The sequence below is a fragment of the Sphaerisporangium sp. NPDC051017 genome (assembly GCF_040683095.1).
Lineage (GTDB): Bacteria > Actinomycetota > Actinomycetes > Streptosporangiales > Streptosporangiaceae > Sphaerisporangium.
In genome coordinates, this window is record NZ_JBFBCI010000013.1 from 1 (window position 1) to 20,562 (window position 20,562).

At 66.7% G+C, this 20,562-nt stretch carries 18 protein-coding genes; 11 read left to right on the plus strand and 7 right to left on the minus strand.

Annotated elements, in window-relative coordinates; all coding sequences use genetic code 11:
- Positions 1–252: chitinase (locus AB0M95_RS13720; RefSeq protein ID WP_363763320.1), on the plus strand; the 252-nt coding region annotated here is incomplete at its 5' end.
- 208 nt (positions 253–460) lie between these two features.
- On the opposite strand, the gene AB0M95_RS13725 is transcribed toward AB0M95_RS13720, so the two are convergent.
- The 5 genes from AB0M95_RS13725 to AB0M95_RS13745 all read right to left on the minus strand — a co-directional run bounded on the left by AB0M95_RS13725 (position 461) and on the right by AB0M95_RS13745 (position 7,293).
- Positions 461–745 carry a hypothetical protein gene (locus AB0M95_RS13725; protein ID WP_363763660.1) on the minus strand — a complete coding sequence of 95 codons (285 nt, stop codon included), beginning with the start codon at positions 743–745 and terminating at the stop codon, positions 461–463.
- A 121-nt stretch (positions 746–866) separates the two neighbouring features.
- The gene (locus tag AB0M95_RS13730; RefSeq protein ID WP_363763323.1) at positions 867–1,385 is read right to left on the minus strand and encodes a hypothetical protein; all 519 of its coding nucleotides are present in this window, start codon (positions 1,383–1,385) and stop codon (positions 867–869) included.
- 298 nt (positions 1,386–1,683) lie between these two features.
- On the minus strand, positions 1,684–5,535 hold the full coding sequence (locus AB0M95_RS13735) for a DNRLRE domain-containing protein (protein ID WP_363763326.1): 3,852 nt from the start codon (positions 5,533–5,535) through the stop codon (positions 1,684–1,686).
- Positions 5,536–6,271: 736 nt separating this feature from the next.
- Positions 6,272–6,496 carry a DUF397 domain-containing protein gene (locus AB0M95_RS13740; RefSeq protein WP_363763329.1) on the minus strand — a complete coding sequence of 75 codons (225 nt, stop codon included), beginning with the start codon at positions 6,494–6,496 and terminating at the stop codon, positions 6,272–6,274.
- On the minus strand, positions 6,472–7,293 hold the full coding sequence (locus tag AB0M95_RS13745) for a helix-turn-helix transcriptional regulator (RefSeq protein WP_363763332.1): 822 nt from the start codon (positions 7,291–7,293) through the stop codon (positions 6,472–6,474). The genes AB0M95_RS13740 and AB0M95_RS13745 overlap by 25 nt, the downstream gene beginning before the upstream one ends.
- A gap of 169 nt (positions 7,294–7,462) precedes the next feature.
- Here AB0M95_RS13745 and AB0M95_RS13750 point away from each other — a divergent pair, with 169 nt between their 5' ends.
- The 10 genes from AB0M95_RS13750 (at position 7,463) to tgmC (ending at position 13,470) form a co-directional block, all read left to right on the plus strand.
- Complete coding sequence (locus AB0M95_RS13750) at positions 7,463–7,912, plus strand: hypothetical protein (protein ID WP_363763334.1); 450 nt, start codon at positions 7,463–7,465, stop codon at positions 7,910–7,912.
- Between the two features lie 116 nt (positions 7,913–8,028).
- Entirely contained in the window at positions 8,029–8,190 is a 162-nt protein-coding gene (locus AB0M95_RS13755; protein ID WP_363763337.1) for a hypothetical protein, read from the plus strand.
- Entirely contained in the window at positions 8,177–8,548 is a 372-nt protein-coding gene (locus tag AB0M95_RS13760; RefSeq protein ID WP_363763340.1) for a hypothetical protein, read from the plus strand. Before AB0M95_RS13755 ends, AB0M95_RS13760 begins: the two co-directional genes overlap by 14 nt.
- Before the next feature lie 198 nt (positions 8,549–8,746).
- Complete coding sequence (locus tag AB0M95_RS13765; RefSeq protein ID WP_363763343.1) at positions 8,747–8,980, plus strand: hypothetical protein; 234 nt, start codon at positions 8,747–8,749, stop codon at positions 8,978–8,980.
- On the plus strand, positions 8,961–9,494 hold the full coding sequence (locus tag AB0M95_RS13770; protein WP_363763346.1) for a DUF6879 family protein: 534 nt from the start codon (positions 8,961–8,963) through the stop codon (positions 9,492–9,494). The genes AB0M95_RS13765 and AB0M95_RS13770 overlap by 20 nt, the downstream gene beginning before the upstream one ends.
- 9 nt (positions 9,495–9,503) lie before the next feature.
- Complete coding sequence (locus AB0M95_RS13775) at positions 9,504–10,343, plus strand: helix-turn-helix transcriptional regulator (RefSeq protein ID WP_363763349.1); 840 nt, start codon at positions 9,504–9,506, stop codon at positions 10,341–10,343.
- Between the two features lie 118 nt (positions 10,344–10,461).
- Entirely contained in the window at positions 10,462–10,947 is a 486-nt protein-coding gene (locus AB0M95_RS13780) for an ATP-binding protein (RefSeq protein ID WP_363763352.1), read from the plus strand.
- A 138-nt stretch (positions 10,948–11,085) separates the two neighbouring features.
- Positions 11,086–11,355, plus strand: coding sequence for a putative ATP-grasp-modified RiPP (gene tgmA / locus AB0M95_RS13785; protein WP_363763355.1), 270 nt, complete (start codon positions 11,086–11,088; stop codon positions 11,353–11,355).
- Between the two features lie 28 nt (positions 11,356–11,383).
- A complete protein-coding gene (tgmB, locus tag AB0M95_RS13790) occupies positions 11,384–12,346 on the plus strand; it encodes an ATP-grasp ribosomal peptide maturase (RefSeq protein WP_363763357.1) in 963 nt (320 codons plus the stop codon).
- A complete protein-coding gene (gene tgmC / locus AB0M95_RS13795; protein WP_363763360.1) occupies positions 12,343–13,470 on the plus strand; it encodes an ATP-grasp peptide maturase system methyltransferase in 1,128 nt (375 codons plus the stop codon). The genes tgmB and tgmC overlap by 4 nt, the downstream gene beginning before the upstream one ends.
- 286 nt (positions 13,471–13,756) lie before the next feature.
- Here tgmC and AB0M95_RS13800 read toward each other — a convergent pair whose 3' ends face one another.
- Positions 13,757–17,041 carry an ATP-dependent DNA helicase gene (locus AB0M95_RS13800; protein ID WP_363763648.1) on the minus strand — a complete coding sequence of 1,095 codons (3,285 nt, stop codon included), beginning with the start codon at positions 17,039–17,041 and terminating at the stop codon, positions 13,757–13,759.
- A 50-nt stretch (positions 17,042–17,091) separates the two neighbouring features.
- Positions 17,092–20,325 carry an ATP-dependent DNA helicase gene (locus AB0M95_RS13805; protein WP_363763363.1) on the minus strand — a complete coding sequence of 1,078 codons (3,234 nt, stop codon included), beginning with the start codon at positions 20,323–20,325 and terminating at the stop codon, positions 17,092–17,094.
- Between the last annotated feature and the right edge of the window lie 237 nt (positions 20,326–20,562).

The window sequence follows — 20,562 nt, forward strand, 5'->3', positions numbered from 1 at the left end:
CTGGTGCAGAACGATGCCTCGATCGCCTGGAAGACCGGCATCTGGTACTGGATGACGCAGAACGGCCCCGGCACGATGACCCCGCACAACGCGATCGTCAACGGGCCCGGCTTCGGCGAGACCATCCGCAGCATCAACGGCTCGGCGGAGTGCAACGGCCGCAACCCGGCGCAGGTCCAGAGCCGGATCAACGCCTACAAGAGGTTCACCCAGATCCTCGGCGTGGCCCCCGGCAACAACCTGAGCTGCTGATATCGGACGTTCCATGACAGAAAGGGTGCGGCACCAGCCGCACCCTTTCTGTTTGTACACCCTGCCCTTGTGTCCGACCTGCGGTCCCCCTGTTGTCCGCTCTGCATCCCTCACAGATTGTGAGTGGAGAATGAGCACAGTGAAACGCCAGAGGAAACTAAAGAACCAGTGGGAGGGAGCCCGCAATGGTGTCGAGCGGTCGGCCTGCTCATCTCGACCCTGCATCGAATCGGCGCTGGGTCGAGCGGACGGTCGCCGAGGAGCCATCAATGACTGGAACGCCCCGGGTTCCCAGGTCGAGGCAGCGTAGCCGGGCCTGAGGCACCAGCGGAAGGCGCATCATCGCCTGGTCGAGACTGGCCTGGGTCTCGGTGGATGGCGGTGCCGTAGCGGTGCTCGGCTCGACGGTCGTCCGGCTGCGGGCCAGCGCGGGCGGGCCGAGGATGGCGGCACGCGCGGACACGGCCAGGATGCTCTGCTGCCGAGTGGACATGCGGGCGCTTGCTGTCACGGATGGCCATGCGGGCGCCGGGCAGCGCAGCGAGTTCCACGCAATTGCCACCGTGGTCGGCGGCGCACGACCGTGGTAGCCGGGGCAGGTTCTGGAGTTGCGCTCACAAGTCGTCGATGATCTTTGCGTCGGCTGGAAGTCCAAAGGCTTTGCGGGCCTCAGCATAGATTGCCTTTAGGGGCACTCCTATCCTTCCTTCAGTGATCTTACGCACGCCCTCTTCTGTGAACATTTTTCGAAGCGTGGGTAGATAGCCCGCGCCAGGCTCGGGACTCTCAAGTGAGACGAGCCGAGGAGTGCCGTTGTGAATTTCCATGCGAGCTATCTGCGCCGAGCTTGAAAGAGCCGTACCCGCTACCATGGCATTGCCTTTTCGAGCCAGCTCGTGACATTGAGAGTACACGCCTGCGATGTACGTGGATCGGTCGGTTCTGAGTTCGACCATCTGCACCGAACAGAAAGTTCGCGGCATTAACTCCGGGTGCTCATTCGCCAAATATTTTGATTCCAGCTGCGAAGGATCTTCTTCTAAGTATTTTTCTATGGCGCCGAGCAGAGCTCGTCGGACGCTCTCGTTTACCGGCTCGGACGGCCGCGTCCCGTTCTCGCTCGACGGCTTCACGGTGGGACTGGAATGATCTCGTGTAGCTTGAGAGGAGCAGCTGATCCCGAATACGAGAGCGAATAGCGCAAGGGAGACGCGAGGTGCTCCGTGCACAAAATCACGAACCGGCATTATGCTCCTCTGCTGGGTCAGGGTCCTTAGATCCTACACTGCCCACCCTGCCCGCCGGGGACTTTCAGCATGTTATTGCGCAACCCGCGCTAAGGGCCGCATATGTGACTGATGTGGCCGACGAGAGGAGATCTCCTGCCGTCGGCCACATCAAGCCCGTGAGATTCGAGCTAACTGCCTGCTGTTACCACACTACTCTCGCAAAGCCGATCTGCGCATCGTCTGTGTATTCTTTCGTCAGACGACGATCCGAGCGATTCTCTGTGTGTGCGGAATACTGAATCTGGTCGAGGCGGTTGCCGGTTTTCTTCGTCACGACGGACATGTGCTTAAGGCCACCGCCCCACTGCCAGTACATGATGTCACCCACCTGTACATCCGCGTAGGAGCGCCGCCACTGGAGACGCCTTGCACTGTTGTTGAAGTGCCAGTAGTTCGCCTTGACCTCGAAGAAGCTTCGTGTTCGGTATCCCCACGGATTCCCGTCGAACCAGTAGGCGTTATTGACCCTATCTCTTCCTGTGACGCTCCTCTTGGGCTTCACTTCCTTCAGCTTACCTCCGCGACGCAGCGCCTTGGAAACGAAGTTCGTGCAGTCGGTCGATCCAGGTGGTGCGGCCTGGTTGGGAAACTCGTTTTTATAATCGGGCAGTTTGCCGCCGGCTCGAGCATAATCCGCGATCAATTTCGCGTTCTTGCTGTACGTCGGAGTTGCAAGCGTCCTGGTCGCTGCTGGGTCTGCCGGCCAGCCATCCGCACCGACAGGTAGAACCTGGTCTGGCCCGAGAACGGGGTTGTCGGTGTCCCCAGTCGCGATGGCATTTCCTACGAGCGGCAGACTCACGCTGGCTAGACCCACAGGTTCCATTGTCGTCTGAGTCAGTGTCGCAGAGCCTGTACCACTGGCCGGAGGTGTGAAGATGTAGTCCTTGACGTGCGAAAACGTTTCGGGTGTGACCTCCTCCGAAGCCGTACCCGCATCATCGACATGTTTCGTAGTGCCACTGGCGACCATGTGCACGATGATGCGCCCGCCTTGGTTTGAGACGACATGATCGCTGAAGGAAAGCACTGTGTCCTTGCGAGTGTACCCATGGCTCTCACCCACGACTCGATTTTCCACGAGGCGTGGATCCATGGTCTGCAGCGCTGCGGTGAAGAGCTTGCCCTGCGAGTTGGCTGCGATCGCGGTATCCGCGTTAGCGTGTACGCCGTCCCGGATGGCCTCGATGCTGCGCTCAACCTGCTGCGCGGCATCGATGTACTGCTGTGAACCACCGGAGATGGCCGCGGGGGTGACCGGGTTGCTCACCGTCCATGGGCCTACACCAAACGATGTTTTAGCGCGCACCTGAAACTTGTACTGGGTGCCGTTGGCAAGCCCCGGGATGGCACTGCGCGCAGAGTCCGCGATGACGGTCTTTATAACGGCATTACCCGAATCGAGGACTTGGACCTCGTACTGCGCCGACTCGACCGCCGCCCCGAGGTTCTGCGGTGCGGTCCAGCCAACCAGCGCGCCCCCATCGCCAGGGATCGCGGTGACGAGCGACACGTTGCCCGGCGCGGCGGGCGGAACGTAGTCCACGGTCACGGACATTGCCCGCTCTGCGTTAGCGCCACCAAATACCATGACCGGGAGGGCGTCCTTGGCACGGAGAACCAGTCCTAGGTCCGGATCTTCCGGATCCCGCCAAGATTCCAGATCCCCTTGGATCTCCAGTTTCGGGTCGTTGATGGGCGTGGTGCCTGCTGTGTCGGCGAACACGTCGTTGATGATGTCCGCGCCGGAAGGGTTACTTGGATGGTTGCCACGCAACTGGTGCGCCGTCAGCTCGCCGCTAACAGGGCAAGCGGTTTCACACGTGCCGGCCCCCAAATCGAGGGTGGCAGAGACGATGGTCGCACCCGCGGGGATGGCCGTGGGATCGACCTTGACAACGGACAACCGGGCTTCCAGCCCTTGGCCGCCGACCTGAACGGTGGGCGACCCAACTAGGGGGCACGGCCCCCCGGCACAGGCGGTCGCGTCAACTTTGGCGGTCTTGATCGTAAATTTGGACTGGTCCAGCGTTATGCGCTGTGTCTGAGGCGCCGGGGGTGGCGGCGGAACACCGGGAACTGTGAAGGATACATTTGCCGTCCTGGCTGTGCACGCCTCCTGTACACAGGACTGCATCTGCCAGGAGTATCTCTGTCCAGGGCGAACCGTGTTGTCGAGAAGCCTCAGTGCAAGGCGATCGCCGCCCTCGACTGTTCCCTGTCCGATCGGGCTCGGTCCAACAGGCGCCCCGAACTCGTCGAAGAGGTAGAACTTGCCTGTTACTTTTCCTTCGGATGGCCGAGCCAGCACGCCCGAGAGCACAGGGTTGGCCGGCTCGTCGAGAGTTGTGGCGAGGTCAGTAGGGGGATTGGCTGCGTCGGACGAGATGCGGTACAGCGGTGTCTCGGCGCTGCAGGCGGTACCTGCGGTGTTGGTTCGGCAGGCGCGAGCGGTAAAAGTCCAACTGTCAGGGCTCTTGACACCAAAGGTGTAGGGCGCAGGTGTTCCGGACGGAACACCCCTGATGTTGATGATTCCCGGCATCGTGCTGGTGGACGACCTGATGCTGAGCTCGAAGTCCACCGGTCCGCCATCTTGGCTTCGTGCAGTGAACGTTGTCTTGACGCTACTGGTGCGGGTCACAACATGGTTGCCGAACTGGGACTCGACAGCCTCGACCGTGACTGTGGGAACCTCCGGCTTGGTGTTGTGATTGACAGTCAGCACTGGCCGGTTAGCGGGCGTCACCGCCTCCGTGGAGTGGAATGTCGCCCACTTGGCGGCGGCCGTGCTGGACTCGTCCTCAGCTCTTACCTGAACGCCGTGGTTCGGCTGGTTACCCTTCAGCCAGGCCTGCACGATCGGTGTAACGGGAAGGTACATCGGCGAGCAGGTGGTATTGACAGCAGAACCATCGTCCGTGGTAGTCGGCTGAGCCGAGTAGCTGAGCGTGGCCGGATCCCAAGCCTGGGTGACCCGACGCACCCGCAGTACAGGGGTGGCACCGCCTAACGGGCTTGTGCTGCAGCCCCCCTGATTGGACACCTTCAAATTGAGGAACGCCGAGTCGACGATTTTATCGCTGAGTGAGGAGACGTCGAACTTCAAGTACGTTCTGGCGATATCCCCATTGGCGAATTTGCCTGCATTCAGGGTGACAGCGCCCGGCTGCGAGGACGGAAAGGCCGTCGATACCCAGGTATCGGTGCTGATATTCAGAGTCGTGGTGGGGTCCACCCGCACTGGATACCGCACCTTCGGGTCGGCCAGGAAGTTCGCATCCGGGCGCAGAACCAGGGCCGAGCCGTTCTCGTCCTGTTCAATGCGCGTGTCGACTGCGGCGCGGTGAGGCGCGGTGGCCTGCGTAGCGAGGTCGTCGTTGTCCCACATCATCGGTTGTGGGGCTGCGGCAACCAGCCGTCCCTGCTCGTCGGACAGTCGCAGCTGGCCCTTGCCGCCCTGGCTGAGTTTCAGCCCCGACAGCTCAACAGGGAACCGCAGCTCCAGCGTGTTGGTGGGACGCTGCCGCAGCACCACATCGTGCGTGAAGCCGGTCGACAGCGCGGTCACCACCAGGTCAGCCCCTGGCCCGACGGCATTCGCGTAAATGGCGACATTGCCACTGACGCGGGGCTCCGGTAGCGACGCCGGCCAGCGAATGCTGAAACTCTTGCCCGTATCGCGCAATGTGGCAAGTGGCAGCTGGTCGCCACCGGCGGACAGCTCCAGATCGCCCTTGGCCGCCCGGGGCTTGAACACCTTGCCGTGACGGACCAGTGAAGTGTCAACCCACGACCAGCGGCCATCCGGACCCTTGACGCGCTGTACGTCGGTATAGAGGTCGCTGGCGACAGTTCCATCTGGCCGAGCCCAGGTGGAAGAGCGTTCGGTGGCCTCGGACACCACCTCAACCGCCCTATCTAACTTCCTCGCCTCCACGAGAGCCGCCTTCTGCGCCGAAGTCAGCTCCCGTTCATTGCTCGGTTTGGACATTGGTAAAGTCGCCACAGAGGGACTCTGAGTAACTGCAATGGAGGCACCGTTGCTAGGCGTCGTTGACGGCTCGGTCTCCGCTGCCACCGGGGAACCACTCAGAGCGAACGTGCATAGTAATCCTGTAACGAAAGAGATGCGAATTGCGCCTCTGCAGGGAAGCCCTGCCGTGGACAGTCTTCGCCAACCGTTCACAGGTGCTCCTTTCGATTGGGTTTACTCATCATCATCTACGATTGTTCGATGATCAACATGATCCATATCACAATCAGTATGGCTTGACGAGTTCCCATCAATGGAGCCCCTGAGGGCCCGTCTATTTCCGGACGCGGACCCAAGTAGGGTTCGAGTCAGTCCGGAAGGCAGGGTAAGTGTCGAAGGAACCGAGGCAGTACTCGCCCGAGTTGCGGGCCGAAGTCGTCAAGTATGTCCTTGGCGAGGGGCACACGTGCGCGCAAACTGCCCGCGATTTCAACCTGGTCGATTCGCAACTGGGTGAACGCGGAAAGGCAGCAAACGGCCCCTTCGGCAAATTTTCGATGTACCGCGTCATCGACGTCGAGCTGTCCGCGTACCATTCGCGGGGTGATGCGCTCGTTCGATCGATCTGGCGACGGCGGCGCGTGCCGCGCCCTCGACGTTTTCGTGGCCGTCGTTGTTCACCGAGTGTGGTCAGGGGTCCACGGTTCTGAGAAGGGCCCGTACCGGGGGTGCGAGCCCTTTGTCCGCGGCTGGATCAGGCGGTCATGTCATCGAACGCGCCTGCTTTGACGCCCTGGCGGAAGGCGTCCCACTCGGCGGCCGTGAGGCGTAGCACCGGGCCATGCGGGCGCTTGCTGTCACGGATGGCCATGTGGGCGCCGGGCAGCGCAGCGAGTTCCACGCAATTGCCACCGTGGTCGGCACTGTAAGAGGACTTGATCCACGTCACATCGTTCAGGTGATCCACTTCTGCATCCATTCCTTGATCAGATTATGTGAGGCGTCTCGCGGGAGCGCGTGAGTCCTTATCGCGTCGTAGCGAATCTGCAATTGCTTGACATTCTCCGGAACGGCGGTCACCACGCCGTTGTATGTGGTCTCGAGATAGCCCAAATCGTGCCCATGGGCATGAGCCAGGACGAACGCCCCTCCCAATCCTGCCGTGCAACCGACGTTAAGGGGGACTATCTGGACCGTGATATGTGGATGCTCGGTGACGGTCAAGAGATGCTGAAGCTGCCTGTGCATGACAGCCGGACCTCCTACGGGCCGCATAAGAACGACCTCGTCGAGTACGGCCCACATCATAGGGGGGCGTTCGTGGTCGAAGATGGCCTGTCTCTCGATCCGGGACGCTACCGCGTTGTCGATCATTGCGCGATGCATGCCAGGCACGCCGAGGAACAGCGCCTTGGCGTAGTCAGGAGTTTGGAGGAGCCCTGGCACAAGTGAGTGCTCCCACGTGTGCAGCGTCGTGGCGGTCTGCTCGACCTCCAGCCATGGAAGGAACCACTGCTGCGCGCCGTCCGACCTGCACATTTCCCATACGCGGAGCAGCGCGCCGTCCAGCTCTAGGATCTCATCGCATTTACGGGCGAAGTCCGCGCTGGGCAGGCGCTTGCCTATCTCGACCATGCTGACCATGGCCCCGGTGTAGCCGATCCTCCTTCCTAGTTCCTCCTGGCTGATGTGCACATGATTCCGGCGTTTGCGCACTTCATAGCCGAAACGTGCGGCCGGGGACGATTCGGGGTTCAGTTCGCTATTACGAGGCATAGGCGCTTCCTCCACCTCAGCCCAACCAAGGGCAAACAGCAAGCATCGAGCGCTTGTTGTGATCGGTCTCTTACGGAGAGTAATGGATGAAGGCAGTCTGGGGAAGGCAAAAAATGGAAATCACCGAAAGACGGTTGAGGCCATGCTTCCGCAACCCCGTAATTCCGAAATGCCCTATTACTGGACGCTTCCGCGTCTACTACCGAAGCCAGACACTGCCCTGGAGGCGGCGGACCGGCTGCAGCGGGCGCTGGGGGCGTTCGCGATCTCCGCCGATGTCAACGTCGGCAGCGGCATCGCGCTGGTGTCGGTGTGGGCGGATCTGATCGTCTGGACGCACGGCGAGCTCGGGTACTGGTGGTGGTCGGGACGGTACGCGGCGCCCGGGCGCAAGCTGTACGCCTGGGGGCCGGTGCGGGATCCCGTATCCGTGGCCCGCCGGGTGGCCTTTCGGTTCGCCGAGGCCTGTCAGAACCACCCGCGCTCGGCGGCGATCGTCGAGATGCTCGCCACCGTACGGGACGGCTGGGAGATCCCCCCGCTCACCGGGCAGGCCGTTCTCCGCAAGGACGAAGCCCGCGGCCCCGGCGACCGCCCGAGCATCGCGGGGCCCGCATGATGTACCTCTGCTTCCCCGACTTCAGCCAGCGGCATATCCACAGATCGCCTTCTGTCCGAGCGGTGGACACATCAGCCCGCTCCGCCGTCCGGGAAACCGCGCGCCACGCTCGCGAGGTGGTGCGCCGGTCGACCGACTTCGAGCAGGCCTGGCAGCGGGCCGCCCGCGCGATGCGCGCGCGAGGACTCGGCCGCGAGGACCTCGCCACCGCCGCCGAGGCGCTCGGACTCCCCTCCCCCACCGACGAAGAATGGGCCCAGATCGATGAGCACCTCTGACACCGTCTCGGAAAAGCGCGCCGACGAGGACGCCGAACTGCTCGCCATCCTGCACCGTCACCTGGCCCGAGACGGAATCCGGTCCGTGATCTTCAAACGGGTACGCCTTTCGATCGGCACGGAGGCCGTCCCGCCGCAGCGCGCGTACAACCCCACCGAGCTGATCGTTTACGGCCCGGACGGACGTGGACGCGCGAAGGTCGTCGTCCGCACGAAGCTCTGGGGCACGGCCTTCCTGGTCACCCCCGGCGACGACCGACCCCTGTTCCAGTTCCCCATCGGCCAGGTCTCCGAGGTCATCCGCTGGCTCACGCTACTGACCCGCGACGAGTCCTGCCCGCCCGCCAGCACGTCCTGAACACCCACTAGCTGGCTAGTCCAAGGGTTCGCTATCGCAGCAGCCCTGCCATGACTCTGTCTGCCTCGCGCACGTCCCGCGCCCGGCGTCGCTGAGGACGCTTGTCACGTCCAGGCATCTTGACCTTTGCGCACACTCTGACCGACCATCCGTGGGGAAGCAGCAAACCCCAGCAACCGCGTTACAGGAGGCAACATCGTGCGACTACGGTTCCTCGGTAAGGAAACACAGGGCGGCGGCTCACCGACGCTGTTCGACACGGACGAGATCGTGAACGGCAAGGAGGTGTACGTGATCCAGGGCTGGCGGATCACCGACCCGGAGACCCTGTCCCAACTCGACATACCGGACCACGAGACTGTCATCGCAGTCCCCAAGAGACTGATGAGCCACCTACCAAAGGACGACCCGCATGGAGCTGATGAAGGGTGAGGACTTCGAAGACCTCTTTCGTACCTTCGAGCGGACCGCATTCCATCTGGAGCTGAAAGACTCCTATGACACGCCGGAGGAAAGAGGCCCATTCGGCCTTTTCCTCGAAGGAAAGCCCGATGACTACGCATGGCATGAACCCTGGCTGAAGCTCGTTCGCGAGGTAACCCAGCGGGGGAGGCGCATCGCCCGTGCACGACTTGTCACGGTACCCCACGTGGACTACACCCGTTGGGGACTTGAGATAGCCAAACTCAACATCGAAGCGGGGGAGGACATCCGTTACCTTCCTCGGCATCTGGCGGGAAATATCGACTTCCCGGCTGACGACTTCTGGCTCTTTGACGACGGTCGTCTAGTCTTCACCGTGTTCGAGAGGGACGGCCGTTTCATCGGCGGTGTTGACGTCAGGTATCCGGCGCTCGTAGAGCTTTGCCGCAGGGTCCGAGAAGACGTCTGGGCCATAGCGATACCGCACGGCGAATACGTCCGCTCTGAACACACTTCCAGGTGAGCGTGTTCTTTGCCAAGCACGGTTCATCAGGCGAAGGAAGCTCTAGGGCAGGCACTTCGTGAGCTACGTAAGGACGCTGGGCTGACCGGTAGGCAACTGGCCACGCTTGCCGGTTGGCATAGCTCAAAGGTGTCGAAGATCGAGTACGGGAAGCAAAGCCCCTCGGAAGATGACATCCGGGCGTGGTGTCAGCTATGCAATGTCGCCGATCAGACGAACGATCTCATAGCGGCCGTCCGCTCCATTGAATCAATGTATGTCGAATGGCGCCGAAACCTGCGGACGGGCACCAAAAGGCGACAAGAGGAGTCCATCAAACTTGAGGCGGACACCAAGCTATTTCGCTGGTTCGAGCCCGTCCTCGTTCCAGGCATCTTTCATACCGCAGAGTACGCGGCAGGCGTCCTGGCCAAAGTCATCGACTTTTATGACATCCCGGACGATTTAGATGCCGGCGTCCTAGCAAGAATGGAGCGCCAGCAAATCCTCTACAAGGGTGACCACCGGTTTCACGTCATCCTCGCCCAGCAAGCGCTTTGGACCGTCGTTGGCAGTCCGGCGGTGACGATTGGCCAGCTCGATCGACTCTTGGCCGTGTCTTCGCTCGCCCGCGTCAGTTTGGGCATCCTGCCCGCACGGTCAATTTATCAAGTGCCAACGAACCAGTTCATCATTTTCGATGATCGAATGGTTCATGTGGAAGCCGTGTCAGCAGAACTGACCATCACACAACCTCGCGAGATCACCCTGTACGCGAAAGCATTCCAAACCCTGTCAAAGACGGCCGTCTACGGCCCCAAGGCCCGCGAGCTGATCTCGGACGCCTTGGCGGCCCTCGGAGCCGGTTGAAGCAAACTGCGGCAAACTCCTTGGTGCTACCTCCCGCCTCTCTCTAACGTCACCTGCGTGACCGAACCCGCTCACCGGGTTCGACGTGGATCTCCCGGCCGAGCGAGAAGGCGAGCGCATGCGGACAGGCAGCCTATTAGGTGTCGCGGAACTAGTCGCGTCCGACGAAGCGCCGAAGGCCGCGCGTGACTACGTCAAGAAGGTTCTTGACGAAGGACACCCGGCGTATGACGACGTCGTGTTACTGGCTTGCGAACTGGTCACAAACTCCGCCCTGCACTCCGATTCCCGCGACGGCGGAAGGATCACGCTTTCCCTCGCCGATTGCCTCGAAGTCATCTACGCAGAGGTCACGGACGCGGGAGGCGACAACTTCCCGCAGATAATCAACGACCCGCTAGCCGAAAGTGGGCGAGGTCTGAGAATCGTGCGCGCGACCGCACAGGTGTGGGGTATCCGCGAGTCCCGCACCGAGCGAACGATCTGGTTTCAGATCGCGTACAAGCCCCGACCAGTTATCGACTTCCCCCGGCAACGTGAATCCCCCGGCGGCGGCGCGGACGGACTTCCCTCACGTCAGGCGCGGGAAGCACTTCCCCTATAGCCCGCGCCGTCGCCTCTCCCCAATCCCGTGGGGGCGAATAAACGGTAGGAAAGTCGCTAACTCCGACTGATCGGTGACGACCACCCACAACCGGTAGCGTCATGGATGAATCATCCAGAGCCCGAGAAGGGAAATTTGATGGGAAGCCTGACGATGCAACCGTGGGGTTTGAGCCGGAGCACCGAGTGTCTTCCGGCCGCCCCGCCGCCGTACGAAACGACTTCGTTCGATCCTGAGACTCAGCTCACCCGCTTCTACGACGCACAGGGTGCGATCGTGGACATGGGTAAGGATGGCACCAGCAGGACCTTCGTTACCGTCACCGTGTCGAAGGGCGGCGGCGGAGACGGGTCAGACGGGGCTGCGCAGGTGGCAGACGACTCCAACAACGACTCAGCATCGGACTAGTGTGATGCGGCCCACGCAGGACTGTGTGATGGTGATCACCTCCGAGGAGGATGTCACCGCCAACCTGGTCATCGAAGTGCTGAACGAGCGCCGAGTGCTGGTTGCCCGTGTCGATCCCGCCGATGTCGGGCCCGACCTGCTGTTCAACGCCCAGATGGGCGGGGGCGAGACGCAGTGGTCTGGACGATTGCGCACTCCAAGCCGTGACATCGCCCTGGAGCAGGTGCGCGCGGTGTACTACCGCCGTCCCTCTCCATGGCGGTTCAATGAACTGGAGACGCAAGCGCGTGACTTCGCCATCGCCGAGGCTCGCCACGGCCTGAGCGGGTTGCTCGCCAACCTCCCGAACTGCCGCTACATCAATCATCCTGCCAATATCACCAAGAGTGATTTCAAGCCGGCGCAATTGCAGGTAGCCGCCCGGGTGGGGTTCACGGTGCCTGTAACGCTGATCTCGAACGACCTGGACGCGATCAGGAAGTTCGTCGCTGAACACGAGCCTGTCGTCTACAAGTCGTTCCGGGGTGCCCCACCCACCCCGACGGGGCATGTCGCTGCGATATGGACGCAGCGGATTGCCCAGCAGGATCTTGATGACTCGGTGTCGATGACCGCCCATCTGTTTCAACAGGAGGTGGATAAGGTTGCCGACGCCAGGGTGACCGTGGTCGGCCGGCACGTGTTCGCCAGCAGGATCACCACACCCGATGGCGCACTCGACTGGCGCATGGGTGACTGGGACGGGCTGGTGTACGACCCCATTGATGTGCCCGAGGCGGTCAAGAACGCTCTTTACGCATATCTCGATCACTTCGGGCTGGTTTTCGGCTGCTTCGACTTCGCGCTCGAAGCCGTCAGTGACAGCGGACGAACATCCGAAGCCTGGACCTTCATCGAGTGCAACCCCAACGGGCAGTGGGGCTGGCTGCCTGACTCCGACGCGATCGCGAACGCTTTCGCTGAGGTGCTACTGAAAGGATGGTGGCCGTGACCGATACGGCCGAACTCCGCCGCGCGCTGGCGGACAGCATCGGCTCTCACGGCTGGCGCGCGGCGTTGGAGGCGACACCGCGTGAGTTGTTCCTGGGCGACGCGGTCTACCGGGCCGACAAGACTCGTGGCGATCTGTGGACACCTGTCCGTCGTGCCGAGGTCGGCGAGGACGAGTGGCTCGCCCTGGCCTACGCCGACGAGACCTGGGTGACCCAGGTCGGGGGCGTTCTCGCGGAGGAGGCGACCGGTGTGGTGACGGGATCGCCCAGTTCCTCCTCCACCTATCCCAGCCTGGTGGTGCTGATGTTGGAGGCCACCCAGATCGCCGAGGGTGACACGGTACTGGAAATCGGTACGGGCACCGGGTATTCCACATCGTTGATGTGTCATCGGCTCGGTCAGGAGGCCGTCACCTCGATCGAGTACGACCAGGAGGTCGCCGCTCGGGCCGGGAAGGCGGTCACCGAGGCCGGATACACACCGACTTTGGTCGTGGGTGACGGCCTGCACGGCTATGCCGAGAACGCGGAGTACGACCGGCTCATCGCGACCTGCTCGGTGCGTGTCATCCCTCCGGCGTGGATGTGGCAGGTGCGTGACGGGGGAACCATCACCACGCCGATGTGGGGCTGGATGGGCGGGGTCGCCTTCGCGCACCTGACGATGGCCGACGACGGAACCGCCAGCGGGCGTTTCCTGGAGAACGATCTCTATTTCATGACCGCTCGATCGCACCTGGCGCCGCCGCGACCACCGGTCGTGACCGGGATCGGGGAGGCCCGAGAGAGCAGAATCGACCCCGCAGTCCTCGATGAGGAGGCTGCCGTGTTCGTCGCCCAGCTCGCCGTCCCGGCCGCACAGCGGGCATGGGGTGAGGACATGACGATCCTGTTGGATGTCGGCACAGGGTCGCGGGCGGACGTCAGGCCGAATCCCGATGGCGGCTGGACGGTGCATCAGCACGGGCCGGTCAAACTGTGGGACGAGGTCGAGGAAGCCATCCTGATGTGGCTAGGTGCCGGGCGTCCGCACCAGTCCGGGTTCGGGCTCACCGTCACCAGGGAGCGCCAGTACGTCTGGCTGGGCGAACCGGACGGCCCGAGCTGGGACCTGCCCGCCTAGCTCACCGCAAACTCCCCCGGTGGGGAAATCCTTCCCCGGACGGTCATACCGCGAGGTCGCCCGATGCCATCGACGGCGTGTACGGCCACAACCCGCGCAAGGGATACACACGCCTGGGAAGACGACGGCGGGTTGTGCGACGTGATCCTCACGGCAGTGGTCGCGCTGCGGTCACGCACCCCTGACGCTCCGAAGGTTTTCGCGGCGCATTTGACCGCGAAGACCATTCGCTCGCCTCAGCCGCCGAGTCCTGATCGGTTGATCCGGCAGGCGTAAGCCTCGGATCTCACTTGTCCTCGGGGATGGATTCGATGAGCTTCATCAGGCCGTTGGCGTCGAGGAGGTCCACCGGGCGGACGGTCTCGTTGGCGCGGACGTAGTGGAAGGCGGCGCTCACCTTCGTGAGGGGGACGCCGGACAGCTGGGACCACGCGAGGCGGTAGGCCGCGAGCTGGACGGAGGCGGCGCGGGCGCCCCGGCCGCGCGGCGGCTCGCCCGTCTTCCAGTCGATGATGACGTAGCCGTCGTCGCCCTCGGGGAAGACGGCGTCCATGCGCCCGCGGACGACCCGGTCGGCGATGACCGTCTCGAACGGGATCTCCAGGTCGACCGGTTCCATGGTCGCCCACACGCTTTCCTCGAAGCGTTGCTGCAGCTCGGCGAGCTGGACGTCGGTGGGGGAAAGGTCGTCGGCGGCGCCGGGCAGCTCGGAGTCGTCGATGAGGCGCTGCTGCTCCCAGCGGCCCTCCAGCCAGCGGTGGAAGGCGGTGCCGCGGCGGGCGAGCGGCGCGGGTCTGTGGGGCAGCGGGCGGCGGATCTGCCGGGCCAGGGCGGCCGGGTCGGAGGCGAGGGTGACCAGGGACGAGACGGTGAGCCGGGCGGGCAGGTCGACGACCGCGCCGCCGCGCCGCCGGGCCTGGTCGCGCTCGCGCAGCAGCAGTTCGGTGTCACGGGCCCACGAGCGGACGCGTTCCTGCTCCCACTCCTTCAAAGGGTCGGCGTCGCCGGGCGGGAGCCACACGTCGCCGTTGATGGCGTCCATGACCATGCCGGCGCCGCCGCGCACGGCCTCGTACCGCTCGCCGCCCGGGGTGACCGGCCATTCCTCGGACGGGGGCTCGGCCAGCAGGGGGTTGACGGCGTCCTCCTGGAGGTCGGGGGCCCAGGTGGCGGCCTGGCCGGTGGCCTCGCGGATCTCCAGCAGGAAATCGGACGGTTCGAGGGGCTTGGTGGCCGTCCCCCAGCGGTACCCGGAGGCGATGAGCAGGTAGTGGGCCCGGGTCACGGCGACGTACGCGAGGCGCCGTTCCTCCAGGAGGTCGCGTTCGCGGCAGCGCTCGTCGAACGCGGCGAGGTCGTCCTTCTCCAGGCCGTCGAGGACGGGCAGGTCGGAGCGGTCGCCGCGCAGCGGGTAGGGCAGCTTGCGCGGGTTCTCGGTCCAGCGGGAGTTGGTCGCGGGCGTGGCGGGGAAGACGCTGCCCCGGGCCAGCCCGCCCGCCTGCGTGGTGACCTGGGAGAGCCCCGGGACGATCACGACCGGCCACTCCAGGCCCTTGGATGCGTGGACGGTCATGAGTTTGACGCTGTTGGTCTCGCCGACCCGCCCGGCCTCCAGGCCGAACTCCTCGGTCTCGGCGGCCTGGAGGTAGGCGAGGAAGGCGCCGAGCGTCGGGTCCTCGGCGTCGCCGGCGAAGCGGGAGGCCGCGTCCAGGAACGCGTCGAGGTCGGCGCGGGCGGCGAGCGGGCCGCCGCCCCGGGCCGCGACCTCGACGTCCAGGCCGAGGCGGCGTTCGACCTCGGAGATGAGGTCGGGCAGCGGCTGCCCGGCGTGGGCGCGCAGGACGCGCAGCTCCTGGGCCAGGCGCGGCAGCCGTTCGCGGGCGAGCGGGGAGAAGGGCTCCAGCCATTCGGGACGGTCGGGCAGCTCATCGAGGGCGTCGACGAGGCTGCCGCGCTCGGCGGCCATGTCGCTGACGACCTGTTCCAGGGGGTCATCGGGGCCGCCGCGCTGGGAGACGGTGAGCTCGCGGGCGAGGTCGCCGAGCAGCTTCAGGTCGGCGACGCCGATGCGCCAGCGCGGCCCGGCGAGCAGGCGGACGAGCGCGTCGCCGGCCGCGGGCTCGTACATGACGCGCAGGGTGGCGACGACGTCGGCGACCTCGGGGACGGTGAGCAGGCCGCCGAGGCCGACGACCTCGACGGGGATGTCCTTGGCCTCCAGGGCCCGCCGCAGCGCAGGGAACTGGGACCGCTTGCGGGCGAGGATCGCGACGTCCTGCGGCTGGAGGGCCGCCGGGCCGCCCCAGGCGCCCGCCTTGGCCTTCGCCTTGTCCCGCTCCCCCTCGCCCCACGGCAGGCCGTCGGGGGCGGTCTCGTGGCCGAGCAGGTGGACGACGCCGTCGGCGATCCAGGCGGCCTCGTCCTCGGCGGTCTCGTGGAAGGCGCACAGCACGCGCCCGCGCCCGACGCGGTTGACGCCGGGGACGAGCACCGGCACCTCGCGGGCCTCGGCGCGCAGCGGCACCTGCACACGCGCCGCGACGTCCAGGACCCGCTCGCCGTTGCGGAAGCTGACCGAAAGGCGGCGCACGGGCGACGGCTCGCCGGTGGCCGTGGGGAAGTCGCGGACGAACCGCTTCAGGTTGCCTGAGGAGGCGCCGCGCCAGCCGTAGATCGACTGGCAGGGGTCGCCGACGGCCGTCACCGGGTGGCCGCCGCCGAACAGGGCGCGCAGCAGGACGAGCTGCGCGTGGCTGGTGTCCTGGTACTCGTCCAGGAGCACGACCGAGAAACGGCCCCGCTCGATCATGCCGACGTCCGGGTGCCCGTCGGCGATGCGCGCCGCCAGCGCCATCTGGTCGCCGTAGTCGATGACCTCGCGGGCGCGTTTCAGCCGGTCGTACGCCTCGGCGAGCGGCAGCAACTGCTCGCGGATCTCCTGCGTGCGCACCGGGCGGCGCTGCGGCAGCGTCGTGCGCCCCTGGACGGCGGCCAGGCGCTCGGCGAGCCACCGGCCGACCTCGCGGACTTCGCCGGGGGTGCGCAGGTGCTCGGCCATCTCGCCGGCGAGCTCCAGCACCGCCGCCGTCACCGAGGACGGCGCGAGGTCGACGCGGTCCATGGGCCCGTCGTACTGGCCGACCACGCGCGAGGCCATCTGCCAGGAGATCGCGGGCGTGACGAGCCGCATGGTCGGTTCCAGCGCCTCGCGCAGCGCGTGGTCGGTGACCAGGCGGGCGGCGTAGGCGTGGTAGGTGGAGACGGTGGGCTCGCTGTCGAGCAGCTCGGCCGGGGCCAGGCCGACCTCGGCGAGCCGGGTGAGCCGTTTGCGGACGCGCGCGGCCAGCTCGGCGGCGGCCTTGCGGGTGAACGTCAGGCCGAGGACGCGCTCGGGGCGCACCAGCCCGTTGGCGACCAGCCAGACGACGCGCCCGGCCATGGTCTCGCTCTTACCGGAGCCCGCGCCCGCGACGACCACCATCGGCCCGAGCGGCGCCTCGATGACGGCGGCCTGCTCGGGGGTGGGCGGCGGGATGCCGAGCCGGTCGGCGAGCTCGGCGGGGCCGATGATCGCGGGTCGCACGCCCTCGGCGCCGGGGGTGGCGCCGGGAGAGCTCGGGCCTAGCAAACCCGGCCTCCGGCGTCGTTGACCGGGCAGCTCGCCTTGGCGGCGCACGTGCGGCAGCCGTCGTTCACCGTCGCGGTGAAGACCCGCGAGGACATGCCGGTCGCGACCGTGTCGACCAGTTCCCCGGCCCACCCGGGCTCGTGGTCGTCGCCGAGGGCGCCCTGGACCTGCTCGCGGGCCAGCTTGGCGTCCTTGCCCGCCGCCTTGCCGAGCTGGACGAGCGCCGCACCGCCCGGCTCGGTCAGGCCGTGACGCTCGAAAGCGCCGAGCAGCGTGGCGAGCTGGTAGACGCCGAGCTGGGGGTGCCGGTCGAGGTCGTGGTCGGAGGGCTTGCTGGTGCCCGTCTTGAGGTCGATGATCACGGCCCGGCCGTCGCCGTCGCGCTCGACGCGGTCGACGCGGCCCTTGATCTGCACGTGTTCCGAGAGCATCGCGGTGAACGCCTCTTCGACGGCGACGAGCTCGCGCGGGTTCCGCTCGTGCCAGGTGAGGAAGCGGGAGAGCATCTGCTCGGCGACCGTGCGCTGCTTGCGGTTGAACCACAGGCCGCCGAAGTCCAGTTCGTCCCACACCTCGTCGATGCGCTTGCCGAGCGCGTCGCCTTCCTGGCCCGCGGCGGCGAGGACGGCGACGGCGTGGATGACCGAGCCGAGGCTGCGCGACATGTCGGTGCCGGACGCCCCGACGGCGGTCTCCAGCAGCCAGCGCAGGCCGCATTTGGTGAAGCTCTCGACGGTGGACGGCGAGATGCGGACGATGCCGTCCGGCCAGGTGAGGGGACGGTCGTCGGAGATGCGCGTGAGCGCGTACCACTCGTCGGGGTGGGCGCCGGGGACGCCGGAGCGCGCCAGGCGGGCGAGGTGGCCGGCGGCGGCCCTGCGCATCGCCTCGGGACGGGTGGGGTCGCACACGGCGGCGCGCAGGTCGGCGACCAGGGCGGACATGCTCAGCCAGCGGGCGCGGTCGTCGACGTTCGCGTCCTCGGCGGCGCCGGGGACCAGCTCGGCCAGGAACCGCGAGGGCCGCTCGTCGGTGTCCTCCCCGCCGACGGCCGTGACGACCAGGCGGCGGCGGGCGCGGGTGGCGGCGACGTAGAACAGGCGGCGTTCCTCGGCGAGGAGCTTGGAGGCGAGGGCGGCCGTGGCGGCGTCCACGCCGTCGAGCACCGAGCCCTCCGACAGGGCGACGAGCTGCTCGATGCCGAGGAGCGAGCCGCGCAGCCGCAGGTCCGGCCACACCCCGTCCTGCACGCCGGCGACCACCACGACGTCCCACTCCAGGCCCTTGGAGCGGTGGGCGGTCAGGATGCGGACGGCGTCGCCGTCGGGGGAGTGGGCGGCGAGCGTGTTGCCGGCGATCTCCTGGGAGACCAGGTCGTCGAGGAAGACGCCCGCGCCGGCGTGGGGCAGGCGGTCGACGAAGCGGGCGGCGTGGTCGAACAGGGCCACCACGGCGTCGAGGTCACGGTCGGCCTGCGCGCCCCTGGCCCCCCCGGCGACGCTCGCGTCCGTCCACCGCTCGGCCAGGCCGGACGCCTGCCACACCGCCCACAGGGCCTCCTCGGCGGTGTCGCCGCGGTCGGCGGACGCGCGGGCGACCTTGATGAGGGCGGCGACACGCTCGGCGCAGGCGGCGACGTGCGGCTCGATCGAGGTCAGCTCGCGGGAGTCGCGGACGGCGGCGACGAGCAGCTCGTCGGAGGGGCGCGGCGGCGGGGACGGCGTGCCGGTGCCGGTTTCGGTGCCGGTGTCGATGGCCGCGGCCTCCAGCTCGGCCACGCGCAGGGCGCGGCGCAGGCGGCGCACGCCGATCGCGTCGGTGGCGCCCAGCGGGCCGGTGAGCAGTTCTTCCGCGGTGGTGACGTCGAGGGTCTCGGGGCGCAGCGCGACGCGCAGCAGCGTGGCGAGCGGCCGCACGCCCGGCTGCTGGATGAGCGGCACCTCGTCGCCCATCACCACGGCGGGGACGCCCGCGGACAACAGCGCGCGGCGCAGCATCGGCACCTGGCGGGTGGCCGAGCGCACGAGCACGGCCATGCGCGACCACGGCACGCCGTCGAGCAGGTGGGCGCGGCGCAGCGTGTCGGCGACGACGGCGGCCTCCTGGGTCTCGCTGTCGGCGAGCAGGACGCGGACCTCGCCGGGGTCGGCGGTGTCGACGGCGAGCAGGTCGCGGTGGCTGTCGGGGTGGGGACGGGCGCCGCGGCCGGGGCTCGGCGGGACGGGCAGGCGGGAGGCGAGGCGACGGGAGGCGGCCAGCAGGCCGGCGCCGCTGCGGCGGCAGACGCGCAGCGCGACGACCGGGGCCTCGCGGTCGTCGGCCGTGCGGAACCGCTCGGGGAAGGACAGGATGTTGCGGACGTCGGCGCCGCGGAAGCCGTAGATCGACTGGTCGGGGTCGCCGACGGCGATCAGGTCGCGGCCGTCGCCGGCGAGGTGGCGCAGGAGCTGGTCCTGGGCCGGGTCGGTGTCCTGGTACTCGTCCACGAACACGACGTCGTAGGCCCCGCGCTCGCGCAGGCGCACCTCGGGGTCGCTCAGCAGGCCGGCGCCGGCGCGGATCAGCTCGGCGTAGTCGAGGGCGGGCGTGGGGTCGAGGTCGAACCGGTCGTTGTACCGGTCGGCGAAACGGCCCGCCGCCACCCAGTCGGCGCGGCCGTGCTCGCGGCCGAGCACCACAAGGTCGGGGCCGTCCAGGCCGCGCTCGGCGGCCCTGGCGAGGAAGTCACGCAGCTCTTCGGCGAACCCGCGCGTCTTCAGCGCCTCGCGCAGGCTCGGCGGCCACTGGCGCGCGCCGTCCTCCAGGTCGCCGTGGAGCAGGCGGCGGATCTCCAGGAGCTGCTCGGGGCCGGTGAGCAGGCGCGGCGGCGGGTCGCCGGCGAGGACGGCCTCGCGGCGCAGCAGGGCGTAGGCGTAGCTGTGGAAGGTGAGCGCGAGGGGCGTTCGCGTGGTGCGGCGCATACGGGCGGTGATGCGCTCGCGCAGCTCTTGGGCGGCCTTGCGGCTGAAGGTGAGGACGAGCACGCGCTCGGGGTCGACGCCGCGCCGCTCGACGCGCTCGACGATGCTCTCGACGATCGTGGTGGTCTTGCCGGTGCCGGGGCCCGCCAGCACGAGCAGCGGGCCGCCCGGGTGGTTGACGACCGCGCGCTGGTTCTCGTCGAGCGCGGGAGGCGACCCCTGTCGCGCGCTCCCCCTGCGTACCAGGCGGTAGGTCTGACCACTCACAACACGCTATTCCACCAGACCACGCGGGTAGATCGTGCCGACTCGGCCGGTACCGACGCCCGCGAATCTCCGTGGCGGGTGACAAAGCAGGTTATCGGGGTCATGCCGACACGCCGAGCAATGACACGCCCATGTCTCCACCGCCTCCGGGGCGCCCCGAACCGCCGTGCCGGAGGCGCGGCAATAGGCACTGTTCGGGGCGCGGCGGTGTTCTGGAGTCCTCACGCGCGAGGGTGA

Excerpts from the sequence above, each read along its gene's own strand:
- AB0M95_RS13760 (WP_363763340.1), top strand. The coding sequence starts at position 8,177 with ATGAGCACCTCTGACACCGTCTCGGAAAAGCGCGCCGACGAGGACGCC.
- AB0M95_RS13735 (WP_363763326.1), bottom strand. The coding sequence starts at position 5,535 with ATGTCCAAACCGAGCAATGAACGGGAGCTGACTTCGGCGCAGAAGGCG.
- tgmB (WP_363763357.1), top strand. The coding sequence starts at position 11,384 with ATGGTGATCACCTCCGAGGAGGATGTCACCGCCAACCTGGTCATCGAA.
- AB0M95_RS13770 (WP_363763346.1), top strand. The coding sequence starts at position 8,961 with ATGGAGCTGATGAAGGGTGAGGACTTCGAAGACCTCTTTCGTACCTTC.
- AB0M95_RS13725 (WP_363763660.1), bottom strand. The coding sequence starts at position 745 with ATGTCCACTCGGCAGCAGAGCATCCTGGCCGTGTCCGCGCGTGCCGCC.
- tgmA (WP_363763355.1), top strand. The coding sequence starts at position 11,086 with ATGGGAAGCCTGACGATGCAACCGTGGGGTTTGAGCCGGAGCACCGAG.
- AB0M95_RS13750 (WP_363763334.1), top strand. The coding sequence starts at position 7,463 with ATGCCCTATTACTGGACGCTTCCGCGTCTACTACCGAAGCCAGACACT.
- AB0M95_RS13740 (WP_363763329.1), bottom strand. The coding sequence starts at position 6,496 with ATGGATGCAGAAGTGGATCACCTGAACGATGTGACGTGGATCAAGTCC.
- AB0M95_RS13745 (WP_363763332.1), bottom strand. The coding sequence starts at position 7,293 with ATGCCTCGTAATAGCGAACTGAACCCCGAATCGTCCCCGGCCGCACGT.
- AB0M95_RS13780 (WP_363763352.1), top strand. The coding sequence starts at position 10,462 with ATGCGGACAGGCAGCCTATTAGGTGTCGCGGAACTAGTCGCGTCCGAC.